Below are 18,403 nucleotides of genomic sequence, written 5' to 3'. Positions count from 1 at the left end.
CCGGCGGCAGGTCACCCGCTCGCACCCCGGGTCGGGTGCGAGGACCGTGGGCGGGGACCCGGTACCTTGTGCCGGTGCGCAGACCGGTCGGCTGGGGGGAGCGGGCCGGCTGGAGCCTGCTCGGCGGGCTGGCCTGCCTGCTTCCGGCCGCAGCGGCACACGCCGCCGCCGGGGGAGCCCTGCCCCGCCCCGGCCTGCTGCTCCTGATGCTCGCCGTGCTCTCGGTGCCGGGTGCGGTGCTGGCGGGCGCGGGGGTGCGCCGCCGCTTCGAGACGGCCGTCGTGGTCCTCGCGGTGCTCCAACTCGCCCTGCACGAGAGCTTCCACCGACTGGCCCCGCACACCGCGACCATGACCATGACCATGCCGGACGGGACGAGTCACGACCTGGGCATGGCGGGCATGGCAGGAATGGCGGGGATGACCGGCATGGCCGGCATGCCGGGGATGCATGACATGCCGGGCATGGCCGGGGCCGGTGCCGCCGGGGCGGCCGTGCACGCGATGCACGGCTCGATGGCGGCCTGGCACGCGGTCGCGACGCTCACCAGCGCAGCGGCGCTGCTCCACGGGAGCCGGCTCGTGCGCCGCCTGGTCACCCTGCTGGCCGCGCCCCGGCTCCCGCTGCTCGTGGCGCTGTTCGCCGTACCCGCGCTCCCCGTGCCGCCCCGGCCGGTCCGGTCCGAGCCCACCCGCCCCGCCCTCGGGGTGCTGCTCGCCCGTTCCCTGCCCCGTCGGGGGCCGCCGCCCGCCCGGGCCTGACGTCCCCTCGGGCGTCGGGCCCGGCCACCCGCGTCACGCGCGCGGGCGGCCCGTGCACCCCATCCGACGCCTGACCGCGCCCGCCGTAGCGGGTGCGCGACCCCAGGGGACACATCACCATGTCTTCGACAACCGAACAGCGGCCGTCCGACGCCTCCTCCCCGGAGGCGGAAGGCCCCACGCCCGCGCGCTCCTGGCGCGAACTCAGACCGCTGCTGGCCCGGCTGCACTTCTACGCCGGCATCCTGATCGCGCCGTTCCTGATCGTCGCGGCCGTCACCGGTCTGCTCTACACCTTCACCCCCCAGCTCGACCGGCTGATCTACCAGAGCTCGCTGACGGTCGATCAGCCCGGTGGCACCGTCCGCCCGATCGCCGAGCAGATAGCCGCCGCCCGCGAGGCCTACCCGCAGGGCACCCTGGCCTCGGTGATCACCCCCGCCGGGCCGGAGGACACCACCCAGGTGGTGCTCGAACTCCCCGACCTCGGCGAGAAGCAGCTCACCGTGTACGTGGACCCGTACACCGCCCAGGTCAAGGGCGATCTGGTCACCTGGTTCGGCTCCACCCCGCTCAGCACCTGGCTGGACGACCTGCACCGCAACCTGCACCTCGGCGAGTTCGGCCGGCTGTACTCGGAGACCGCCGCCAGCTGGCTCTGGGTGGTGGTCCTCGGCGGGCTGGTGCTCTGGCTCTCCCGGGCCCGGGGGCAGCGCGCCGCCGGTGCGCGCGGGGTGCTGCTGCCGGAGCGGGCCGCCAAGGGCGTGCGCCGCACCCGCAGTCGGCACGCCGCCACGGGCGTCTGGCTGGCACTTGGGCTGCTCGCCCTCTCGGCCACCGGGCTGACCTGGTCGCAGTACGCGGGCGACCGGTTCGGCCAGTTGCTGGACGCCACCGGGGCCCGGGCCCCGAAGCTGGACGCCACCCTGCCCGGCACCGTGCCCCCGGCTGCCGACGCCCCGGCCGGTGACCACGCCGAGCACGGCGGCGGCGCGGCCGGGGCCGGGGCCGACCCGGACCCGGCCGCCTTCCAGGCCGCGCTGGCTGCCGCCCGTGGGGCGGGGCTCGACGGCCCGGTCACCCTGGCCCCGCCCGCCGGGCCGGGCAAGGCGTGGACGGTGGCGCAGGCCGACAACACCTGGCCGGTCCGCTACGACCGGGTGGCCGTGGACGTGCCGGTCGGCGCCGCGACCGGCACCGTCACCGCGCACCTGAAGTGGTCCGAGTACCCGGTGCTGGCGAAGCTCTCCAAGCTCGGCGTCCAGGGCCACATGGGTCGGCTGTTCGGCCTGGCCAACCAGCTGGCGCTGGCCGCGCTGGCGATCGGACTGACCGTCATCTCGGTGCTTGGCTACCGGATGTGGTGGCAGCGCCGCCCCACCCGCACCGACCGCTCCGCCCGCTTCGGCAAGGCCCCGGCGCGCGGCGTCTGGCGGCGGCTGCCGCTGACCGCGCTGATCGTCGGCATCCCGCTGACGGTCGCGCTCGGTTGGGCGCTGCCGGTGCTCGGCGTGACGCTGGCCGCCTTCCTGGTGGTCGACGTGGCCACCGGCCTGGTGCGGGGCCGCAGCGCGGCGAGCTGATCCGGCCGGCCGACGCGGAGGCTGCCACGGCAGTCCGAGGCGAAGGGCTGATCCGGCCGGCCGACGCGGAGGCTGCCACGGCGGTCCGACGCGAAGGGCTGATCCGGCTGACCGACGTCGAGGCTGCCACGGTGGGCGTCAGCGGTGGCTGCCACGGGGGCCCGGAGCGAGGGGCCGGCCCGGCGGAGGGAGCCGGAGGCTGACACGGCGGACCGACCCCGAGGGCTGCACCTGTCGCCCGATCGGGGCGGTGCGCCCCGGGGCGCCGCATCGGCCGGGAGCCGGGCCTGGTGGAGGCACCGCGCGTCCGACGGACATCCGGCCGGGTGGTCCAACTGCCCGGTTCGGCCGGAGGGTTCGGCGGCCGTTCGGCTGGGTGCCTTCACCGGGCGCCTCGGCCGTAGGCCACGGCCGTGCGTCGCCGACGGGCGGGGGAGCCCACGAGCTCCCCCGCCCGTGCGGTCGGTGCGGGGCCGGTGTCGATACGATCGACGCCTGCCGATCCCGCCGCCGACTCCCGGCGGGCCGCCACCAGTCCGAAAGGCCTCCGCCGTGACCTCGACCCCCGCCACCGACCGCCGGGTCCGCCTGCTCGGCGAGCCCGTTGACAGCTACCCCGACCGCGCCCCCGAGGCCGCTCGGGGCCGGGTGCTGCGGATCACCGAGGTCGGCGAGGAGGTGCTGCACCGTCCCTGCCGGACGGTGGAGGAGTACGGGACCCCCGAACTCGCCCGGCTGGTGGACGACATGTTCGCCACCATGTACGCCGCTGCCGGGGTCGGCCTGGCGGCGAACCAGGCCGACGTGGACCTGCGCCTGTTCGTCTACGACTGCAAGGACGACGACGGCGTCCGCCACGTCGGCCACCTGGTCAACCCGGTGCTCGACCCGCCGACCGAGGACCGCCGCCTGGCCGACGCCACCGAGGGCTGCCTCTCGGTGCCCGGCCCGCGCCGCGAACTGGGCCGCCCGGAGCGGACGGTGGCGCGCGGCACCGACATCCACGGCCGGCCGCTGGTGCTGGAGGGCACCGGCTACTTCGCCCGCTGCCTCCAGCACGAGACCGACCATCTGAACGGCATGCTCTACATCGACCGCCTCGGCAAGCGCGACCGCCGTGCCGTGCTGGCCGAGATGGCGGAGCAGCGTGAGCAGGTGCTCGCCGCCCGGGTCACCCGGGCCGAGCAGCTCGGCCTGCCGCAGGTCTGAGCCCGCCGGGACGGAGCGGCTCAGCGGGCCAGCAGGTCCCGGACGGCCGCCCCGATCTCGTCGGGTGCCTCCTCGGCCATGAAATGCCCCGCACGGGTGAGCCGGTGGTCGAGGTCCGGCGCCCAGGCCCGCCACACCCCGGCGGCGTCGAAGCCCAGCTGCGCGCCCCAGTCCTGCTGGACGACCGTCACGGGCATGGCCAGCTGCGACCCGGCGTCCAGGTCCGCCCGGTCGTGCCGGACGTCGATCTCCGCCGAGGCGCGGAAGTCGGCGACGATCGAGGTCACGGCCGCGGCGCTCGCCCGCAGGTACTCGGCCCGCACCTCGTCCGGCATGGCTGACGGGTCGTCGGCCCAGGCGTCGAGGAAGGAGCCGAAGAACGCGTCCGCGCTGTTGGCGATCATCGTCTCCGGCAGGCCCGGTGGCTGCGCCATCAGGTAGAGGTGGTAGCCGACGGCCGCCGAGGTGCCGTGCAGGACCCTCCACATGTCGAGCGTCGGCACGACGTCGAGGAGGCCCAGGTGCGTGATGGCCTCGGGATGATCCAATCCCGCCCGGAACGCGACCAGGGCTCCCCGGTCGTGGCCGACGAGGGCGAAGCGCTGGTGGCCGAGCGCCGCCGCCAGGCTCACCACGTCGGCGGCCATGGTGCGCTTGGCGTAGACCTCCGGGCCGGTGGCCGCCGGCTTGTCGCTGGCTCCGTAGCCCCGCAGGTCGGGGCAGATCACCAGGTGCTCGCGGGCGAGCCGCGCGGCGAGGTGTCGCCACATCAGGTGCGTCTGCGGGAAGCCGTGCAGCAGCACGACCGGGCTGCCGCTTCCGCCGACGGCGGCAGCCAGCTCCACGCCGTCCGCACCGGGCAGGCGGACGAGATCGAAACCGGGAACGGTGAGCATCGTGAGGAACCTTCCGAACGAGGGGGACCGACCCGACCAGCCTGGGCGACGCCGATCAGCAGCCGATCAGTACGGTTGGCCGAGGGCGACCCCCGGCACGGAGGATGGCGGCATGCGAATCGACGTCCTCGGTGCCGTGCGGGCCGGCCACGACGACGGCAGCCCCGTCGACCTGGGCGGCCCGCGCCACCGCGAGGTGCTCGCCCGGCTGGTCGCCGCGGAGGGGCGGATGGTCACCACCGACGCCCTGGTCGCGGGCCTGTGGACCGACCCGCCGACCCGCGCCGTCGGTGCCCTGCGCACCTTCGTCGCCGCGCTGCGCCGGGCCCTCGAACCGGACCGGCCGCCCCGTGATCCACCGCGCGTCCTGCTCACCGAAGGTCCCGGCTACCTGCTGCGCCTGTCGCGGGAGGACGTGGACGCGCACCGGTTCGAGGACACCCTGGCCCGGGCACGGCGCGACCCGGGCGCGGTGGCGGACCTCGGCACGGCACTCGCGGACTGGCGCGGGCCCGCCTACGCCGATCTGCCCGACTCCGCATGGGTGGGGCGCGAGCGGACCCGCCTGGAGGAGCTGCGCCTGGAGGCGGTGGAGCTGCGCGCCCGCCTCCTCCTCGACACCGGGGACGGGGCCGCGCTGGTCGCCGACCTGGGGGCCCACGTCGCCGAACACCCGTGGCGGGAGCCGGCCTGGGGGCTGCTCGCCCGCGCGCTGCACCTCGCGGGTCGTCAGGCCGACGCACTGGCCACCCTCCGCCGGGCCCGCACGATGCTCGTCGACCGGCTGGGGCTCGACCCGGGTGCCGACCTCCAGCGTCTGGAGACGGAGATCCTCAACGGGGCGGCACCCCTCGAAGGCGCCCGTACCGGATGGACCGGCCCGGCCGTCCGGCTCGGCCCGCGCACCACCGTCGACCTGGCCCGCACGCTCGCACTGGCGGGAGGCGACGCCCTGGTCCGGTCACGGCGCGATCGGCTCGCCGCCGTCGAGGCGGCCGAACGCACGGGCGACCTCACCCTGACCGCCCGGATCATCGGCGCCTACGACGTGCCCGCCGTCTGGAGCCGCGCCGACGACCCCGAGCAGTCCCGCGCCGTGGTCGCCGCTGCCGAGCGCACGCTCGCCGGTCTCGGTCCGGACGGCCCCGCCGACCTCCGGGCCCGCCTGCTGGCCACGGTCGCGGTCGAGAGCCGCAGCGCGCACGCGTCCGAGGACGAGCTGACGCGTGCGCGGCTGGCGGCACGTCAAGCCGAGTCTCTCGCGAGGGACTTGAACGATCCGGCCCTGCTGGCGTTCGCTCTCGACGGTGTGTTCCTGCAGTCCTTCCACCGCCCCGGGCTGGCGGCCGTGCGGGACGGGATCGGTGCCGAGATCCTCGGCCTCGGCACCCGGCACGAGTTGCCGAACTCCGCCGTGCTCGGCCTGCTGGTCCGCCTGCAGTCCGCCTCGGCCCTCGGCGACCTCGACGCCGCCGCCTCGCACGCCGAGGCCGCCGAACGGCTCGCCGCCACCACCGAGGCGCCGCTGGTCCTGGTCCTCACCCAGTGGTTCCGGGCCCGGGTCACGGCCGCCCGCAGTACCGAGCCCGGCGGGCCGACCGCCGCCACGGCCGCGGCCCACTACCGCGCGGCCGAGGAGGCCCTCCGGACCGCCGGGATGCCGGGCCTGCACCGTGGCCTGTTCCCCCTCGCCCTGCTGGGGCTGCGCCTGCTGCACGACCGGCCCGCGCCCACCGACCCGCACCTCGACTGGGGCCCCTACCGGCCCTGGGCACGCCCGCTGGTGCTGCTCGCCCACGACCGGGTCGAGGAGGCGCGGGCCGCCCTCGCCTCGGCTCCCGCACCACCGCGCGACCACCTGCAGGAGGCCCTGTGGTGCCTGACCGCCCGCGCCGCCGTGCGCCTCGGTGAGCGCGGCACCGCAGCCCGCGCCGCGACCGCCCTGCACGACGCCCGGGCCGAACACGCCGGTGCCGCCAGCGGGATGCTCACGCTGGGCCCGGTGGCGCGGTACCTCGCGGAGGCACGGGCCTACGCAGGCCCGAGGTGAGGGGGCACCCGGCACGACGGGCCGGAACGTGACGGGACCCGGGAACGTATCCAGCTCCCGGGCCCCTGCGATGCCACCCAATTGCGCACACCGGCACGTTGAAGGGGGCGGATCATTCTGAGATCGACGTGTTCTGCCGTTGAACTACCGCGCCACGGGCAGAGGCGCAGGCGGGACTTGAACCCGCATCCGTCGATGATCGTCCGCTCCCGGTCGATCCGGTGATCGGCGGCGAATACTGAGACTGGAGCGAGAATCTGAGATTCATGGGACGTGCCTCTGCCTGCTTGGGCTACCCCGGCCCGTGTGGTGCCGGGGGAGGGAGTCGAACCCCCACTGTCATCCCGTGGTCAGCTTCAACATCAGTTTCAGCTTGCGCTCTTCAGCGCACCCCCCGCTCGCACGGGGGGCGATCGTGGGGCTACCGGAACAGGTAGCCGAACACCGCGTCGCCGATCCGCTCGTCGGTGACCTCGGTGTTGTTGGCCTCCTCGCGGGCGTACTTGACGGCCTGCTGGAGCTTCTCCAGACGCTCCGTCAGTTCGTTGACCCGGCGGGCCGGCAGGGCGCCGGAGAACTTCACGGTCGTCCAGTAGCCGACCGGGACGTCCTCGTAGTACACCTCGACCTGGGCCGGGTGCTTCTCGGTGGCCTCGGCCTTGACGTGGTTGCGCGGCACCTTCTTGGTGCGGATGGTGCGCACCGCGTCGGTCTTCCAGGAGTCCGTCGACGGGTCGAGGTTCCACGACTCGGCGGCGTCCAGCACCGGCAGCTTGCGGACGAAGGTGTGGAGGTCGGTGAGCTGCTTCTCCAGGAAGAGCAGGTACGGCACGGGGACGGCGGCCAGCAGGACGGTGCCGTCCACCACCACGTCGGCGGCGGCCGTCCGGTTCGCCCAGTCCTTGGTGGCGGTCACGTCGAACAGCCGGGTCAGCGTCGCGGCGGTGCTGCGCAGCACGTCCTCGGCCTTCACCTGCACCCGGGTCGACTCGGGCGGCAGCTGCTCGCCCTCCTCGTCCTTCGGCTGGTAGGTCCGGGCGATGCCGGCCAGCAGGGCCGGCTTCTGCAGGTCGTGGTGGGCCTGCGTCAACTCCTGGAAGGACTTGGACTTGACGCCCTTTTCGACGGCGATGATCTGATTCAGCTTCGGCACGTCACGGAAGCTACCAGCAATCCCCGAGCCGCTCCGGTGAATTATTCGAACGGCCCCGGCCGGGCACCCCCGGGCCCGCCCACCCGCCTGGCCGTTCGCGCGGCCGCCCGAGCGTGAGCCGAGCTGACACGCCGTCACCCTCCGGGGCGGGCCCCCTGGACTTACTAGGACGTCCGACTATATGGTCGTCGGCAGGTCCGTGGTGTCAGGGAAGCCGGTGCGATTCCGGCGCGGTCCCGCCACTGTGACCGGGGAGTCCGTCCTCGTACGACGTACGGCCACTGGCAGCCAGCCGGGAAGGCCCGAGGACGGGCGGTGATCCGGGAGTCAGGATACCGGCCACGGATGGTTCGTGTTTTCCACGAGGATGGAGACGACACGCATGACTCCGGGCTGCTCCACGCACACCCCACCCGGCCGTCCCGTGCCGACCACCGGGACGCACCCGCGCTCCTGACGGCTCGTCACGGCCGTACGCTCCCGCGCGCACCACCGTGCGCCCGGGCGCTCCGCCGTGACCTCCACTCCTCCTCTCCGCCATCCCAGACGAGAGCAGGAATCCGATGGTCCGTGAACTGACCCACTTCGTCGCCGGCAAGCGCGTGCCCGGCACCTCCGGTCGCTCCGGCGACGTGCTCGACCCCAACACCGGGCTGGTCCAGGCCCGGGTGCCGCTGGCGAGCCGCGCCGAGGCCGAGGCCGCGATCGCCGACGCGGCCCAGGCCCAGCCCGAGTGGGCGGCCTGGAACCCGCAGCGCCGCGCCCGGGTGCTGCTGCGCTTCCTGGAGCTCGTCGACCGGGAGAAGGAGGAGCTGGCCCGGCTGCTCTCCTCGGAGCACGGCAAGACCGTGCCGGACGCCCTGGGCGACATCCAACGCGGCCTGGAGGTGGTCGAGTTCGCCGCCGGGGTGCCGCACCTGCTGAAGGGCGAGTTCACCGACAACGCGGGCACCGGCATCGACGTCTACTCGATGCGCCAGCCGCTCGGCGTGGTGGCCGGCATCACCCCGTTCAACTTCCCCGCGATGATCCCGCTCTGGAAGGCCGCCCCGGCGCTGGCCTGCGGCAACGCCTTCGTCCTCAAGCCCTCCGAGCGCGACCCCTCGGTGCCGCTGCGGCTGGCCGAGCTGTTCCTGGAGGCCGGGCTGCCGCCGGGCGTGCTGAACGTGGTGAACGGCGACAAGGAGGCCGTGGACGTCCTGCTCACCGACCCCCGGATCGAGGCCGTCGGCTTCGTCGGCTCCACCGCCGTGGCCGAGCACGTCTACACGACGGCCAGTGCGCACGGCAAGCGGGCCCAGTGCTTCGGCGGCGCCAAGAACCACATGGTGGTGATGCCGGACGCCGACCTCGACCAGGCGGTGGACGCCCTGATCGGCGCGGGGTACGGCTCGGCCGGCCAGCGCTGCATGGCCATCTCGGTCGCCGTGCCGGTCGGCGAGGAGACCGCCGACGCGCTGGTCGCCCGGCTGGTCGAGCGGATCGCCACCCTCCGGGTCGGCCGCTCCGACGACCCGGCCGCCGACTTCGGTCCGCTGGTCGGCCCGGACGCGCTGGCCCGGGTCCGCGAGTACATCGACCTCGGCGTCCGGGAGGGGGCCGAACTCGTGGTGGACGGACGGGACTTCACCCTGGAGGGGCACGAGGGCGGGTTCTTCCTCGGCGCCTCGCTGTTCGACCGGGTCACCCCCGAGATGCGGATCCACCGGGAGGAGATCTTCGGCCCGGTGCTCTCGGTGGTGCGCGCGGCCGACTACGAGGAGGCCCTGCGGCTGCCCAGCGAGCACGAGTACGGCAACGGGGTGGCCATCTTCACCCGGGACGGCGACACCGCCCGCGACTTCACCCGCCGGGTGAACACCGGCATGGTCGGCGTCAACGTGCCGATCCCGGTCCCCGTCGGCTACCACACCTTCGGCGGCTGGAAGCGCTCCGCCTTCGGCGACCTCAACCAGTTCGGCCCGGACTCGATCCGCTTCTACACCCGCACCAGGACGGTGACTTCGCGCTGGCCCTCCGGCCTCAAGGACGGCGCCAGCTTCACCATCCCGACGATGGGATGAGCGCCGCCGTGCACGACCTGACCCCCGATCAGCTGGACATCGCGCGCGCGGTCCGCGGCTTCGCCGACGACTGCCTCGCCCCGTACGCCGAGGAGTGGGACCGCACCAAGCACTTCCCGGTGGACGTGCTGCGCAAGGCGGCCGGGCTCGGGCTCGGCGGCGTCTACGTCCGCGAGGACGTCGGCGGCTCCGAACTCACCAGGCTGGACGGCGTGGTGGCCTTCGAGGCGCTGGCCACCGGCTGCCCGTCGATCGCCGCCTACCTGTCCATCCACAACATGGTCGCCTGGATGATCGACCGCCACGGCACCGAGCCGCAGCGGGCCCGCTGGCTGCCCGGCCTCTGCTCCGCCGAGCAGCTCGGCAGCTACTGCCTGACCGAGCCGGGCGCCGGCTCCGACGCCGCCGCGCTCGCCACCCGGGCGGTGCGCGACGGCGACCACTGGGTGCTGGACGGCGTCAAGCAGTTCATCTCCGGCGCGGGCAGCGCCCAGGTCTACCTGGTGCTGGCCCGGACCGGCGGCCCCGGCCCGTCCGGCATCTCCGCCTTCGTGGTCGAACTCGGGGACGCCGGGCTGTCGTTCGGGCCGAACGAGCGGAAGATGGGCTGGAACGCCCAGCCCACCCGGCAGGTGGTGCTGGACGGTGTCCGGCTGCCCGCCGACCGGCTGCTCGGGGCGGAGGGCGAGGGATTCAAGATCGCCATGCGGGGCCTGGACGGCGGCCGGCTCGGCATCGCCGCCTGCTCGCTCGGCGGGGCCCGCAGCGCGCTGGAGCGCGCGACCGCCCACCTGGCCGGGCGCGAGGCGTTCGGTGCGCCGCTGCTGCACGCCCAGGCGTTGCAGTTCCGACTGGCCGACATGGCCACCGAGTTGGAGGCGGCCCGGGCCCTGCTCTGGCGGGCCGCCGCCGCGCTGGACCGGCGGGACCCGGAGGCCACCCGGCTGTGCGCGATGGCCAAGCGACTGGCCACCGACACCGGCTTCGAGGTGGCCAACCAGGCGCTCCAACTCCACGGCGGCTACGGCTACCTGGCCGAGTACGGCATCGAGAAGATCGTCCGCGACCTGCGGGTGCACCAGATCCTGGAAGGGACCAACGAGATCATGCGCGTCATCGTCGCTCGCGGCCTGACCGGAGCCGCCTGATGGCCACCGGGGAAGAGGTCCTGCTCGAACGGGACGGCCGGGTGGGCCGGATCGTGCTCAACCGGCCGAAGGCGCTGAACGCGCTCACCCACGGCATGGTGCTGACCGTCGCGGCGGCCCTGGACGCCTGGGAGCACGACGCCTCGGTGGCCACCGTGGTGATCACCGGAGCGGGGGAGCGCGGCCTCTGCGCGGGTGGTGACATCGTCGCCATCCACCGGGCCGCGACCGGCGGGGACCCGCTCGCCGCCGAGGAGTTCTGGCGGGAGGAGTACCGGCTGAACGCCCGGATCGCCCGCTACCCGAAGCCCTACGTCGCCGTGATGGACGGCATCGTGATGGGCGGCGGGGTCGGTGTCTCGGCCCACGGCAGCGTACGGATCGTCACCGAGCGGACCAGGATCGCCATGCCGGAGACCGGCATCGGCTTCGTCCCGGACGTCGGCGGCAGCTACCTGCTCGGCCTCGCCCCCGGCGAGCTGGGCACCCATCTCGCCCTCACGGCGGGCTCGGTGGGCGCCGGCGACGCCCTGCTCTGCGGGCTGGCCGACCACTTCGTGCCCGCCGACCGGCTGCCTGCCCTGCTGGCCGACCTGGCGCGGCTGCCTGTGCACGAGGCACTGGAGCGGCACGTCACCGAGCCGCCCGCCGCACCGCTGGCCGGGGAGCGCGGCTGGATCGACGCCTGCTACGCGGCCGACACCGTGCCGCAGGTGCTGGCCCGGCTGCTGGCGAGCGACCATCCGGCGGCCAAGGAGGCGGCCGAGCGGATCGCGGCCCACTCGCCCACCGCCGTCACCGTCGCGCTCGCCGCGCTGCGCCGGGCCCGCACGCTCGGCCCGCTGGAGGCGGTGCTGGACCAGGAGTTCCGGACCTCCTGCGCCGCGCTGGCCACCCCGGACCTGGCCGAGGGCATCCGGGCTCAGGTGATCGACAAGGACCGCACCCCGCACTGGAGTCCGGCCGCCCTCGCGGCCGTGACCGAGCAGGAGGTCGAGCGCCACTTCGCCCCGCTGGGCGAGCGCGAGCTCGGCCTGTCACCCACCACACCCCTGGAGCGCTGGTGACCCGCAGGATCGGATTCGTCGGGCTGGGCAACATGGGCGGCCCGATGGCCGCCAACCTGGTCAAGGCCGGGCACACCGTGACCGGGTACGACCTCTCGGCCTCCGCCCTGGAGGCGGCGGCCGGACACGGCGTGCTGATCGCCGCCTCGGCGGCCGAAGCGGTGGCCGGGGCGGAGGTGGTCATCACCATGCTGCCCTCGGGGCGCCACGTCCTGGAGAGCTACCGGGAGTTGACCGCCGCCGCGCCGGAGGGCGCGCTGTTCGTGGACTGCTCCACCATCGCCGTCGGCGACGCCAGGATCGCCGCCGACCTGGCCCGCACCGCCGGGCACCGGGCACTCGACGCCCCGGTCTCCGGCGGGGTGCCCGGCGCGGAGGCCGGCACGCTGACCTTCATGGTCGGTGCGGCGGAGGCCGAATTCGCCGAGGCGGAGCCGCTGTTGGCCGTGATGGGCCGCAGGGCCGTGCACTGCGGCGGCTCCGGCGCCGGACAGGCCGCGAAGATCTGCAACAACATGATCCTCGGCATCTCGATGATCGCGGTCAGCGAGGCCTTCGTGCTCGGCGAGAGCCTGGGGCTGAGCCACCAGGCCCTCTACGACGTGGCCTCCACCGCCTCCGGCCAGTGCTGGTCGCTCACCACCAACTGCCCCGTCCCCGGCCCCGTGCCGGCCAGCCCGGCCAACCGGGACTACCGGGCAGGCTTCGCCGCCGCCCTGATGGCGAAGGACCTCGGGCTGGCCGCCGACGCCGCCGAGGCCGGTGCCGTCCCGGCCGAACTCGGCCGTCGGGCCGCCGAGTTGTACGCCGACTTCGCGGAGCGGGCGGGCGCCGGCCTGGACTTCTCCGCCATCATCACCACCCTGCGGGAGCACGCATGAGCGAGTACACCACCATCCGGGTCGAGCGGCGCGGCCGGGTCGGGCTGATCACCCTGGACCGGCCGAAGGCGCTGAACGCCCTCAACACCGAGCTGATGAACGACGTGGTCGCGGCGGCCCACGAGCTGGACCGCGATCCGGGGGTCGGTGCCTTGGTGGTCACCGGCTCCGACCGGGCCTTCGCGGCCGGGGCCGACATCAAGGAGATGCAGCAGCTCGGCTTCGTGGACGCCTACCTGGGTGACTGGTTCGCCGCCTGGGACCGCTTCGGTGCGCTGCGCAAGCCGGTGGTGGCCGCGGTGGCGGGCTACGCGCTGGGCGGGGGCTGCGAGTTGGCGATGCTCTGCGACGTCCTGATCGCGGCCGACACCGCGAAGTTCGGCCAGCCGGAGATCAAGCTCGGCGTGATCCCCGGTATCGGCGGCTCGCAGCGGCTGACCCGGGCGATCGGCAAGGCCAAGGCGATGGACCTGTGCCTGACCGGCCGGACCATCGACGCGGAGGAGGCCGAGCGGGCGGGCCTGGTCTCCCGGGTGGTCCCGGCCGCCGAACTGCTCGACCGGGCCGTCGAGGTGGCCGGGACCATCGCGGCGATGTCCGCCCCGGCGGCGGTGATGATGAAGGAGAGCGTCAACCGCGCCTTCGAGACCACCCTGGCGGAGGGCGTGCGCTTCGAACGGCGGCTGTTCCACGCGACCTTCGCCACCGCGGACCAGAAGGAGGGGATGGCCGCCTTCGCCGAGAAGCGTGAGCCGGACTTCCGGCACCGCTGAGCGGCTGCCGAGCCGTCACGGACCGCTGACGACGATCAGGTAGCCGCCGACCGGTCCCTAATGCGTTGTCATCCGGGTGCCCGGCCCCCGTACTCTCCCGGGGCCGGGCACCGCCCGGCGCCGTGCCGCCGTGCAGCGCTGCCGTCGTGCAGCCCTGCCGGGCGCGGCCCCATCAGGCATGCCCGGAGCCGAAGTTGACCCTCCGCATCACTCCGCTGACCGATCCCGCACCGCGTGCCTCGGGGTACCGGCTGGTCTGGCAGGCCACCGGGGAGGAGGACTACCCGCTGGGGTCCGCCGGGCTGGTCGTCCACACCGCGCCCGGCCTCGACCACTCGGCGCACCTGGACATCCGGGTGCATCCCGCCGAGCGGCGCCGTGGAGTGGGCACCCGGCTGCTGGCGGCGGCCCTCGCCGCCGCGCGGGAGAGCGACCGCCGGAGCCTGGTCGGCTGGGTCCGGGCGGACTCCCCGGGCGGTGCCTTCCTCGAGGGCCACGGCTTCAGCCCCGTCCTGAGCTTCGTGCACACCCGGCTGGAGCTGGCCGAGGTCGATCCGGCCGGCCTCGCCGGCGGCATCCAACAGCCGCACCCCGGTTACCGGCTGACCTCCTGGGACGGGCTGGTGCCGGACGACCTCGCGGCGGCCTACCTGGCCGCCCTGGGGGCTATGGACGACCAACCGACCGGCGACGAGGAGGCCGGGGCCATGGTCTGGGACCTCGACCGTTTGGAGACCGCCGTGGCCGCGATCGACCGGCGGGGAGAGCGGCTGCACACGGTCGCCGCCGTGGACGAGTCCGACGGCACGGTCGCCGGATTCACCGAACTGGTCTGCCCGGTCGATGGCGGGGGAGAGGGACGGCACTACGGCACGGGGGTGCTACCCCGGCATCGGGGACGGGGGTTGGCCCGCTGGATGAAGCTCGCCTCGATCGCCGCCGCGCGGGAGCGGCACCCGGACCTGGCCGGTCTGCTGACGGACACCGCCGAGGAGAACCACGCGATGCGCCGGGTCAACGACGCGCTCGGCTACCGGACCACCCACACCGCCACCGAGTACCGGCTGAGCCTGTAGGACTCCGTGCGCTCCGTGCACTCCGGCGGGGCGCCGGCTCGGTGTGCGTGGCCGGGGCGTCGGGCATCATGCGCGCAGGGGGTGGGAGCGATGGTCGCACCGGTGCACGGCGAGAAGTACGAGATTCGGTCGGACGGGCAGGGGTCCGTCCTGTTCGGCAGCATCGTCGTCCTCGCGCTGGGGGCGGTGGTGTTCAACATGGTCGCCCACTGGGGCGAGGAGACGGTGCTGGTGGTGCGCCTGTTCTTCTGGGCGTTCGGCGGGGTGTGCGTCCTGATGGGCGTCGTGGGCCTGGCCGTCCTGGTGCGGACCGCTGCGGTGCCCGAGTACCGGGTGGACGCGGCCGGCTTCCACGCGCCCAACGCCAAGTTCCACGCGCCCTGGTCGGAGATCGCGCTGATCGAGGTCGGGACGGTCGAGGTCTACCACCACAACCACCAGCAGCCCAGGGCGTCCGGCTACCGGCAGCGGCAGGTCTTCTGGGTCCAGCGGGGCGAGCTGGTGTACGAGTTCCAGATGACCCGGGACCACCCGATCCCGCTGGTGGAGCTGGAGCGGGCCCTGACCGGATTCGCCGGGCAGGTGCCCGTCCAGGTGCGGGAGACCGTCGAGCGCCGCATGCAGTGGACCCGGAAGCCGTAGCGGCGCACGGACCGCGCCAACGCGGCGTCAAGAACGGCCGCTGCGGCGGCAAGAGCGCGTCAAGGCGGCCGTTGCCGCCCGCAGCGGTGCCTAGGGTCGTTCCCGAGGGAGCGGGGGTGGTCCGTGGGGGACACTCCGGCTCCGCACCGGTGGGGTCTCCCGCCGGTCCACCGGCGATGGCCTGGTGATGGGGAGAGGGCGCGGCGACGGGCTCCGACCGTGCGGGTACCGGGGCCACCAGGGGGTGGTGCCCCGGGGCACGGTCGGCCCCGAGGCCGCGCCCTCGGCCGTACCCGGGCCCGAGCCGTGCCGCCGACTCGCCGTCAGGACGGACGGAGGTAAATCGACTTGCCACCCGTCCCGGCGGGCGGGCAGGCTCCTGACCGTGATCGAACTACGTACCGTGACCTCGGACGACTGGCCGCTGTGGCGGAGCGTGCGGCTGGCCGCACTCACCGAGGCGCCGTACGCCTTCGGATCGACGCTGACCGAGTGGCAGGGCGCTGGTGACCGCGAGGAACGCTGGCGGGCCCGGCTGTCGATCCCCGGCGCGCACGATCTCGTCGCGCTCCTCGACGGCCTTCCCGTGGGCATCGCCAGCGGGGTCCCGGGCGCGGCGGTGGACGAGGCCGAACTGATCTCGATGTGGGTCGGCCCCACGGCCCGGGGCAAGGGCGTGGCCGACCGGCTGATCCGGGAGGTCGAGCGGTGGGCGGCGGAGCGCGGCGCCACGAGGCTGCGGCTCGCCGTCATGCCGGACAACCGCAACGCCACCGCGCTCTACGAGCGGCACGGATTCACCGACACGGGTGAACCCGGCCACCTTCTGCCCGACGGCGTCGGCCGGGAGCGGATCATGGCCAAGTCCTGGGCGCCGGGCCCCCGGTAGGGCTCGGGACACCGGACCTCCGCTCACCCGGCCGGAGCTGCGCCCGCGTGCCGCCGCCCCCGACGTCCGGGCGGCCGTCAGAGGTGCGTCATGGACGGCGCGGTCGGTGTCAAGTGAGCGTCAGGGAGGTGGCGCCGTCCCTGGTTGGTGGGCGTAGCGTCTGGGCAGTGCCCCGAGCCGACCCGGCCGTGGGCACCCGTTCCGCTCCAGGAGGACGACCCCATGCCGCAGTGCGCCTGCACCGAGGACCCCGAGCCCTGTGAACGCGTCCCGGCCGGACCGCTCTACGTCCCCGTCCGGCCGGGACCGAGGGGATGCACCGCGAGGTTCTTCCGCACCCCGCTCGGCGGCCGGACGGCCGTCGGCTTCAGCTCCGAGCAACTGCTGACGGCCGCCCTCGGCGCCGGCCAGCCCTGGATCCGGCTGGCCGAGCCCGCGCTGCGCGCCCTCGCCACCCCGATGGGCGTCACCGCCCTGACCGTCGATCCCCAGCTCTCCGCCCCCGCCGCCACCCCGAGCCACGGGCCTGCGGACACCTGGTCGCACCGGGACCCGCGGTGGAGCCGTGCGCCGCGGGCCGCCGCGCCTGCCGCACCCGGGTCCGCCGTCGGCGCCACGACCGGCTGAGGGGATACCGTGGCGCTCATCCGTCCGGCCCTCGCCCCGGCATCCCGGCAGTCCCTCCGCCCGGCCCCGTCCCTCCGCCCGGACCCGGCCGGCGGTCCGGCCCCGTCCCTCCGTCCGGCACCGGTCGTCCGGCCCCCCGACGGCTGCCTGTCCGTCTGGCCGTCCTCGGCCCGGACCGCGCCCGGCGGCGACATCGCCGTCGGCGGCGTGCCGTTGGCCTCGCTCGCCGAGCAGTACGGCACTCCCGTCCACGTTTTGGACGAGGGCGAGGTGCGGGAACGCTGCCGCACCTACCGCAGCGCCTTCCCGGAGGCGGACGTCGTCTACGCTGCCAAGGCGTTCCTGTGCCGGGCCGTCGCCCAGTGGGTCCGGGACGAGGGACTGGGCCTGGAGGTCTGCTCCGCGCGGGAGTTGGGGCTGGCCGTGGAGGCCGGCTTCCCGGCCGAGCGGATCGTGATGCACGGCCGGGCCGGGGGCCCCGAGGACCTGCGGGCCGCCGTCCGGCACGGCGTCGGCCGCATCGTGATCGACAGCACCGCCGAGATCGCCCGGCTGGCCGCCCTGGTGCCGCCGGGCGGGCGGCAGCAGGTGCTGCTCCGGGTGGTCCCCGGCGTGGCGACCGCAGGACCCGCGGCGGTGCGGGACGGCACCGAGGACCGGGCGTCCGGACTCTCCGTCACCGACGGCTCCGCCCGGCACGCCGTGGCCCGGGTGCTGGCCCGGCCGCAGTTGCGGCTCGTCGGCCTGCACTGCCACATCGGCTCGCAGATCGACAGCGTCAAGCCCTACCAGGCCGCCCTGCGCCGGATGATCGGGCTGATGGCGAAGATCCGCGACCAGTACGGCGTCGAACTGCCCCAACTCGACCTCGGCGGTGGGCACGCCATCGCCCACCGCCCCGGCGAGACCGCCCTCGACCTGCCGGCCCTCGCCCGGCGCGTCCGGGCCGAACTCGCCGACGGCTGCGCCCGGGTGGGCCTGTCCGTCCCCCGGCTCACCCTGGAGCCCGGGCGCGCGGTGACCGGCCCCGCCGGAGTGACCGTCCACCGGGTCCTGGCCGTCGAGCAGCGCAGTGACCACACCGTCGTCGCCGTGGACGGCGGGACGGGCGAGCTCCCGGGCCCCGACCTCCACGGGGTGCGTCACACCGCGCGCCTGATCGGCCGTCACACCACGGCCGCGCGCCGTCAGGCCACGGTCGTCGTCCGGCGCAGCGAAGCCGGGCAGGTGCTGGCCGCCGACGTGTCCCTGCCCTCCGACCTCCGCCCGGGCGACCTGCTCGCCGTCCCGGCGGTCGGCGCGTACCATCTCCCGCCGGCCGCCGCCGACAGCCCGGCCGGGCGGACGCCGGTGGTGGCGGTGGCCGAGGGGCGGACGCGGGTGCTGGTCCACCGCGAACCGCCGTCGGAGCCGACCCACGGTGACGCCGGCCGGTAGCACGGCCCCGCGCCACCGGACACTCCGCCGGGAAGCCGACGCTTCCCGGCGGAGTGCCGTCCGCAGGACTGCCCGGGAGCGGTGTGCGGCAGGGGCCTGAACGGATCAGTCCGCCGGCGGGCTCCGCTGCTGAGGTGCCCACCCGCGC

Annotated in this window: 16 protein-coding genes and 1 riboswitch; of the genes, 14 read left to right on the top strand and 2 right to left on the bottom strand. The window is 74.8% G+C overall.

Annotated elements, in window-relative coordinates; all coding sequences use genetic code 11:
• Positions 1–74 precede the first annotated feature (74 nt).
• The 3 genes from ACIRBX_RS24190 (at position 75) to def (ending at position 3,553) form a co-directional block, all read left to right on the top strand.
• The gene (locus ACIRBX_RS24190; protein WP_402299356.1) at positions 75–761 is read left to right on the top strand and encodes a hypothetical protein; all 687 of its coding nucleotides are present in this window, start codon (positions 75–77) and stop codon (positions 759–761) included.
• Between the two features lie 119 nt (positions 762–880).
• Positions 881–2,344, top strand: coding sequence for a PepSY-associated TM helix domain-containing protein (locus ACIRBX_RS24185; RefSeq protein ID WP_402299354.1), 1,464 nt, complete (start codon positions 881–883; stop codon positions 2,342–2,344).
• Between the two features lie 552 nt (positions 2,345–2,896).
• Positions 2,897–3,553, top strand: coding sequence for a peptide deformylase (gene def, locus ACIRBX_RS24180; protein ID WP_402299352.1), 657 nt, complete (start codon positions 2,897–2,899; stop codon positions 3,551–3,553).
• A 20-nt stretch (positions 3,554–3,573) separates the two neighbouring features.
• On the opposite strand, the gene ACIRBX_RS24175 is transcribed toward def, so the two are convergent.
• Positions 3,574–4,449: an alpha/beta fold hydrolase gene (locus ACIRBX_RS24175; RefSeq protein ID WP_402299350.1), complete on the bottom strand. Its 876-nt coding sequence runs from the start codon at positions 4,447–4,449 to the stop codon at positions 3,574–3,576.
• A gap of 112 nt (positions 4,450–4,561) precedes the next feature.
• Between ACIRBX_RS24175 and ACIRBX_RS24170 the strand changes: the two genes are divergently transcribed.
• Positions 4,562–6,499, top strand: a complete 1,938-nt coding sequence (locus tag ACIRBX_RS24170; protein WP_402299348.1) for a BTAD domain-containing putative transcriptional regulator — start codon at positions 4,562–4,564, stop codon at positions 6,497–6,499.
• 421 nt (positions 6,500–6,920) lie between these two features.
• Here the strand turns inward: ACIRBX_RS24170 and ACIRBX_RS24165 are convergent, their stop codons facing one another.
• Positions 6,921–7,652 carry a hypothetical protein gene (locus ACIRBX_RS24165; RefSeq protein WP_402299346.1) on the bottom strand — a complete coding sequence of 244 codons (732 nt, stop codon included), beginning with the start codon at positions 7,650–7,652 and terminating at the stop codon, positions 6,921–6,923.
• 165 nt (positions 7,653–7,817) lie between these two features.
• Positions 7,818–8,011: riboswitch (cobalamin riboswitch) on the top strand.
• Positions 8,012–8,215: 204 nt separating this feature from the next.
• Here ACIRBX_RS24165 and ACIRBX_RS24160 point away from each other — a divergent pair.
• The 10 genes from ACIRBX_RS24160 (at position 8,216) to ACIRBX_RS24115 (ending at position 18,255) form a co-directional block, all read left to right on the top strand.
• Positions 8,216–9,715, top strand: a complete 1,500-nt coding sequence (locus ACIRBX_RS24160) for a CoA-acylating methylmalonate-semialdehyde dehydrogenase (protein ID WP_402299344.1) — start codon at positions 8,216–8,218, stop codon at positions 9,713–9,715.
• Positions 9,712–10,863: an acyl-CoA dehydrogenase family protein gene (locus tag ACIRBX_RS24155; RefSeq protein WP_402299342.1), complete on the top strand. Its 1,152-nt coding sequence runs from the start codon at positions 9,712–9,714 to the stop codon at positions 10,861–10,863. The genes ACIRBX_RS24160 and ACIRBX_RS24155 overlap by 4 nt, the downstream gene beginning before the upstream one ends.
• Positions 10,863–11,930 carry an enoyl-CoA hydratase/isomerase family protein gene (locus tag ACIRBX_RS24150; RefSeq protein ID WP_402299340.1) on the top strand — a complete coding sequence of 356 codons (1,068 nt, stop codon included), beginning with the start codon at positions 10,863–10,865 and terminating at the stop codon, positions 11,928–11,930. Before ACIRBX_RS24155 ends, ACIRBX_RS24150 begins: the two co-directional genes overlap by 1 nt.
• Positions 11,927–12,811 carry a 3-hydroxyisobutyrate dehydrogenase gene (gene mmsB, locus ACIRBX_RS24145; protein ID WP_402299338.1) on the top strand — a complete coding sequence of 295 codons (885 nt, stop codon included), beginning with the start codon at positions 11,927–11,929 and terminating at the stop codon, positions 12,809–12,811. Before ACIRBX_RS24150 ends, mmsB begins: the two co-directional genes overlap by 4 nt.
• Positions 12,808–13,584, top strand: a complete 777-nt coding sequence (locus ACIRBX_RS24140; protein WP_402299336.1) for an enoyl-CoA hydratase — start codon at positions 12,808–12,810, stop codon at positions 13,582–13,584. The genes mmsB and ACIRBX_RS24140 overlap by 4 nt, the downstream gene beginning before the upstream one ends.
• A gap of 194 nt (positions 13,585–13,778) precedes the next feature.
• Positions 13,779–14,660 (top strand): GNAT family N-acetyltransferase, encoded by an 882-nt coding sequence (locus tag ACIRBX_RS24135; RefSeq protein ID WP_402299334.1) that lies wholly within the window; start codon positions 13,779–13,781, stop codon positions 14,658–14,660.
• Positions 14,661–14,750: 90 nt separating this feature from the next.
• Positions 14,751–15,302: a hypothetical protein gene (locus ACIRBX_RS24130; RefSeq protein WP_402299332.1), complete on the top strand. Its 552-nt coding sequence runs from the start codon at positions 14,751–14,753 to the stop codon at positions 15,300–15,302.
• Positions 15,303–15,687: 385 nt separating this feature from the next.
• A complete protein-coding gene (locus tag ACIRBX_RS24125) occupies positions 15,688–16,191 on the top strand; it encodes a GNAT family N-acetyltransferase (RefSeq protein ID WP_402299330.1) in 504 nt (167 codons plus the stop codon).
• A gap of 222 nt (positions 16,192–16,413) precedes the next feature.
• Positions 16,414–16,818, top strand: a complete 405-nt coding sequence (locus ACIRBX_RS24120; RefSeq protein ID WP_402299328.1) for an SAV_915 family protein — start codon at positions 16,414–16,416, stop codon at positions 16,816–16,818.
• A 9-nt stretch (positions 16,819–16,827) separates the two neighbouring features.
• Complete coding sequence (locus ACIRBX_RS24115) at positions 16,828–18,255, top strand: diaminopimelate decarboxylase family protein (protein ID WP_402299326.1); 1,428 nt, start codon at positions 16,828–16,830, stop codon at positions 18,253–18,255.
• The last annotated feature ends 148 nt before the right edge of the window (positions 18,256–18,403 follow it).

Origin of the sequence: Kitasatospora sp. NPDC096147 (assembly GCF_044763225.1) — a bacterium.
Lineage (GTDB): Bacteria > Actinomycetota > Actinomycetes > Streptomycetales > Streptomycetaceae > Kitasatospora.
The sequence above is the reverse complement of the archived record's forward strand: the minus strand, read 5'-3'. Positions and strand labels throughout refer to the sequence as shown.

What these genes read in the sequence shown, in the direction of transcription:
- ACIRBX_RS24185 (WP_402299354.1), top strand. Translation starts at nt 881, where the DNA reads ATGTCTTCGACAACCGAACAGCGGCCGTCCGACGCCTCCTCCCCGGAG.
- ACIRBX_RS24175 (WP_402299350.1), bottom strand. Translation starts at nt 4,449, where the DNA reads ATGCTCACCGTTCCCGGTTTCGATCTCGTCCGCCTGCCCGGTGCGGAC.
- ACIRBX_RS24170 (WP_402299348.1), top strand. Translation starts at nt 4,562, where the DNA reads ATGCGAATCGACGTCCTCGGTGCCGTGCGGGCCGGCCACGACGACGGC.
- ACIRBX_RS24160 (WP_402299344.1), top strand. Translation starts at nt 8,216, where the DNA reads ATGGTCCGTGAACTGACCCACTTCGTCGCCGGCAAGCGCGTGCCCGGC.
- ACIRBX_RS24155 (WP_402299342.1), top strand. Translation starts at nt 9,712, where the DNA reads ATGAGCGCCGCCGTGCACGACCTGACCCCCGATCAGCTGGACATCGCG.
- ACIRBX_RS24150 (WP_402299340.1), top strand. Translation starts at nt 10,863, where the DNA reads ATGGCCACCGGGGAAGAGGTCCTGCTCGAACGGGACGGCCGGGTGGGC.
- ACIRBX_RS24140 (WP_402299336.1), top strand. Translation starts at nt 12,808, where the DNA reads ATGAGCGAGTACACCACCATCCGGGTCGAGCGGCGCGGCCGGGTCGGG.
- ACIRBX_RS24130 (WP_402299332.1), top strand. Translation starts at nt 14,751, where the DNA reads ATGGTCGCACCGGTGCACGGCGAGAAGTACGAGATTCGGTCGGACGGG.
- ACIRBX_RS24120 (WP_402299328.1), top strand. Translation starts at nt 16,414, where the DNA reads ATGCCGCAGTGCGCCTGCACCGAGGACCCCGAGCCCTGTGAACGCGTC.